4 protein-coding genes are annotated in these 3,756 nt (G+C 69.6%); all 4 read right to left on the reverse strand.

Annotated elements, in window-relative coordinates; all coding sequences use genetic code 11:
• Positions 1–389: 389 nt before the first annotated feature.
• Genes hemW through Q0741_RS24590 form a run of 4 tightly spaced genes read right to left on the reverse strand, consistent with a single transcriptional unit; the run spans position 390 to position 3,604 of the window.
• Positions 390–1,547, reverse strand: coding sequence for a radical SAM family heme chaperone HemW (hemW, locus tag Q0741_RS24575; RefSeq protein ID WP_298235827.1), 1,158 nt, complete (start codon positions 1,545–1,547; stop codon positions 390–392).
• Complete coding sequence (gene rdgB, locus Q0741_RS24580; protein ID WP_298235828.1) at positions 1,544–2,149, reverse strand: RdgB/HAM1 family non-canonical purine NTP pyrophosphatase; 606 nt, start codon at positions 2,147–2,149, stop codon at positions 1,544–1,546. The genes hemW and rdgB overlap by 4 nt, the downstream gene beginning before the upstream one ends.
• A 1-nt stretch (position 2,150) precedes the next feature.
• Positions 2,151–2,882, reverse strand: coding sequence for a ribonuclease PH (rph, locus tag Q0741_RS24585; RefSeq protein ID WP_298235829.1), 732 nt, complete (start codon positions 2,880–2,882; stop codon positions 2,151–2,153).
• Positions 2,879–3,604, reverse strand: a complete 726-nt coding sequence (locus Q0741_RS24590; RefSeq protein ID WP_298235830.1) for a PP2C family serine/threonine-protein phosphatase — start codon at positions 3,602–3,604, stop codon at positions 2,879–2,881. The genes rph and Q0741_RS24590 overlap by 4 nt, the downstream gene beginning before the upstream one ends.
• Positions 3,605–3,756 lie beyond the last annotated feature (152 nt).

Consider the following 3,756-nt stretch of genomic DNA (forward strand, 5'->3'; position numbering starts at 1 on the left):
TGCAGGTCACGTTGATTTCGGTATAGGCGGGGTGGGTATTGGCTTTCATGGCGAAGGGCGCTCCACAGGGGGCGCGCAGTCTAGCGATCTGGAGGGGCGGGAGCAAGCCGCTTGAACCCGGGAATCGGCCTGTCGGAGGCGTCCGACAACTTATCCCCAGATTTTGTGGATAAGTCTGTGCATGAAGCGGCGGGCAGGCGGCCGAAACCGCAGAAAAAATGCGTTTCTGCTGGATTGATCAAAATATGACCAGCAGATTTCTGCCTGTTTATTCAATAACTTGCAGATGGAACATCGCGTACTGTGACGCGATTCGCATGTAATTCTTTCAATCTCGGTGTTTGGCCCGGCGCTGTGGATAGATGGTCGCTGCCGCGGCTGCAAAACACTTAAGCGCGCGCCCCGGCAGGGGTTTCCGGCTCGGGAAGGAAGCGCTGCAGCACCTCGTTGAGGAACTGCATGCCACGCGCGGTCGTCCGCCAGCGCCCGGAGTCCGCCCCGCCCTGCACCAGCCCCCCTGACGCGAGCTCCTCGAGCCGGGGCCGGACCGGGTCGAAATCCCGGCCGGTGGCGGCCAGGTACTCCTCCTCGGTGAATCCCTCGGTCAGCCGCAGGGCGTTCATCATGAACTCGAAGGGCAGGTCCTGCTCCGGCACCAGGCGCCACTCGGGACCGCCGGCGGCGCTGGCGAAGTAGCGCCGCGGCTCGCGCAGGTGCGTGCTGCGTGACACCCGGGCCCCGCTACGCAGCTTGCCGTGCGCACCGGCCCCCACGCCCAGGTAGTCGCCGAAACGCCAGTAGGTGAGGTTGTGGCGGCACTGGCGGCCGGCCCGGGCATAGGCCGAGACCTCGTACTGCGCATAACCGTGGCCGGCCAGCAGGGCCTGGCTTTCCAGCTGCATCTGCCAGGCCACGTCATCGTCGGGCAGCGGCGGAGGCTGCGCGGCGAACAGCGTGCCGGGCTCCAGCGTCAGCTGGTAGTGAGAGACATGCGCCGGAGCCAGCTGCACGGCCTGGCGCAGGTCATCCAGGGCGCCGGATACGTCCTGGTGGGGCAGCGCGTACATGAGGTCCAGATTGAAATTGGACAGCCCGGCCGCGTGCAGTTCTTCCGCCGCACGCAGCACGTCGGAGGTCTGGTGGATCCGACCCAGCACCTTCAGCGTCTCATCATTGAAACTCTGCGCACCCAGGGACACGCGATTGATGCCCGCATCGCGATATTCGGCAAAGCGACCACGCTCCACCGTGGCGGGGTTGGCCTCCAGCGTCACCTCGGCGTCGGATGCGATGTCCAGGTGCCGACGCAGTCCGGCGAACAGTCGCGCCAGCGAGGCCGGACCGAACAGGCTGGGCGTGCCGCCGCCGAGGAACAGGCTGGTGACCTGTCGTCCGGCCACGCGCGGCGCCTGCGCGGCCACGTCGGCCAGCAGCGTGTCGATGTAGCGGTCCTCCGGCAGCTCGTCGCGCAGCGCATGCGAGTTGAAATCGCAGTACGGGCATTTGCGCACGCACCAGGGGAAATGCAGGTAGAGCCCGAGGCTCATCGCATCCGCTGCAGCAGCGCCGCCAGCGCCTGGCCGCGGTGGCTCACGGCGTTCTTGTCGGCCGCCGGCATCTCGGCAGCGGTGCAGGCGAGGCCATCGGGCACGAACAGCGGGTCGTAGCCGAAGCCGCCGCTGCCGCGCGGCGCGGTGGTGATGTGCCCCTCCCAGGCGCCGCGCGCGAACAGCGGCGCGGGATCGTCCGCGAAGCGCACGTAGGCAATCACGCAGCGGTAGCGGGCGCGTCGCGCGGCGGGATCCGGATGCGCGGCCAGCTCGGCCAGCAGCAGCGCATTGTTGGCCTCGTCGCTGGCATCGGGTCCGGCATAGCGTGCCGACCAGACGCCCGGACGCCCGCCCAGCGCGTCCACCTCGATGCCCGAGTCATCGGCCAGCGCCGGCAGGTTGGCGCCACGCGACGCATGGCGCGCCTTCAGCAGCGCATTGGATTCGAAGGTGTCGCCGGTCTCCTCGGCGCCGGCGATGCCCAGCTCGCCCTGCGTGACCACGGCGAAGCCCAGCGGCGCCAGCAGCGCCGCGAACTCCCGCTGCTTGCCGGCGTTGCCGGTGGCCAGCACCACGCGGCGCGGCGCGGCGGCGTCCATGTCAGGCCGGAGCCAGCGCCGCGCGCTGCAGCGCGAACAGCTCGGCGGTGCCGCGCGTGGCCAGGTCGAGCAGCGCGTCCACTTCCTCGCGGCGCATGGCGTGGCCCTCGGCCGTGCCCTGCACCTCGATGAAGCCGCCGCCGCTGTTCATCACCACGTTCATGTCGGTCTCGGCGGTGGAATCCTCGATGTAGTCCAGGTCGAGCACCGGCCGGCCGGCGACGATGCCCACCGACACCGCGGCCACCTGGCCGTGCAGCGGATTGGCGATCCCCCGGGCGGCGACCAGCTTCGCGCAGGCATCGGCCAGCGCCACGTAGGCGCCGGTGATCGAGGCCGTGCGTGTGCCGCCATCGGCCTGCAGCACGTCGCAGTCCAGCGTGACCGTGCGCTCGCCCAGCGCCGACAGGTCGAGCGCGGCCCGCAGCGAGCGGCCGATCAGCCGCTGGATTTCCTGCGTGCGGCCGGACTGCTTGCCCTTGGCCGCCTCGCGCGCGCCGCGCGTATGCGTGGCCCGCGGCAGCATGCCGTACTCGGCCGTCACCCAGCCCTGGCCCTTGCCGCGCAGGAAGGGCGGCACGCCCTCCTCGATGCTGGCCGTGCACAGCACGCGGGTGTGGCCGAACTCCACCAGCACCGAGCCTTCGGCATAGCGGGTGAAGCTGCGGGTGAAGCGGACCGGCCGCAGCGCCTCGGGCGCGCGGCCATCGTGACGGGCCGGTGTTGCGGTCATGAAATCCTCAGCGCGGCGACGGTGGCGTTGTCGGCGGCGGGACCAGCACGACGGACGGCGAATTCACTCAGGGCGCGCAGCGCAGGTTGCAGCGCCACGCCCGAATAGATGGAGGCGGCCACGTCCTCGTCCAGCAGGTTGGACCAGAAGCCGTCGGAACACACCAGCAGCGTATCGCCGCTCTTCACGCGCACGCAGCGGCCGACCAGCATCTCCGGCAGCATGGCGTCGCCGCCCAGGCAGCTCTCTACGAAATTGCGCATGGGATGGCTCTGCGCCTGCTGGGCGCTGATCAGCCCTTCCTGCACCAGCAGCTCCACGTGGCTGTGGTCCCGGGTGCGCGACAGCACTTCGCCGTCGCGCAGGTGGTAGATGCGGCTGTCGCCCACGTGCACGCACCAGGCGGTGGAATCCTGCACCAGGCACAGCGCACCGGTGGCGCGCGGACGATGCTCCAGCGGCAGCTGCGCGCCGATGCCCACCATCTCCGAATGGGCCGCGCCCAGCGAGATGTGCAGGAAGGCCAGGGGATCGAGCAGCGGGTGCGACACGGCATTGAAGCGCGACAGCACCACCTGCTTCGCCAGCTCCGCGGCGCGCGCGCCGTCGGAATGCCCGCCCATGCCATCGAAGACCGCGACCAGCGCCACGTCGCCATCGACGACCGTGGCCATGCGGTCCTGGTTTTCCTCGCGTGCGCCGATGAGGCTGATTTCCGCCAACTCGAATTGCAAAACCGCCCCCGCGAGCGTTCGGCTAGACTGCCGGCCATTATCGCACTAGCGCCCCGGCGTGGGGCAGGTACTGGATGATCGCGAGCATGACGGGGTTCGCGCGCGCCGAGACCGGCGTCGCGGGTGGCGGCACACTGGTC

This window comes from uncultured Azohydromonas sp., assembly GCF_937926365.1.
In the GTDB taxonomy this organism is placed as follows: domain Bacteria; phylum Pseudomonadota; class Gammaproteobacteria; order Burkholderiales; family Burkholderiaceae_C; genus Azohydromonas.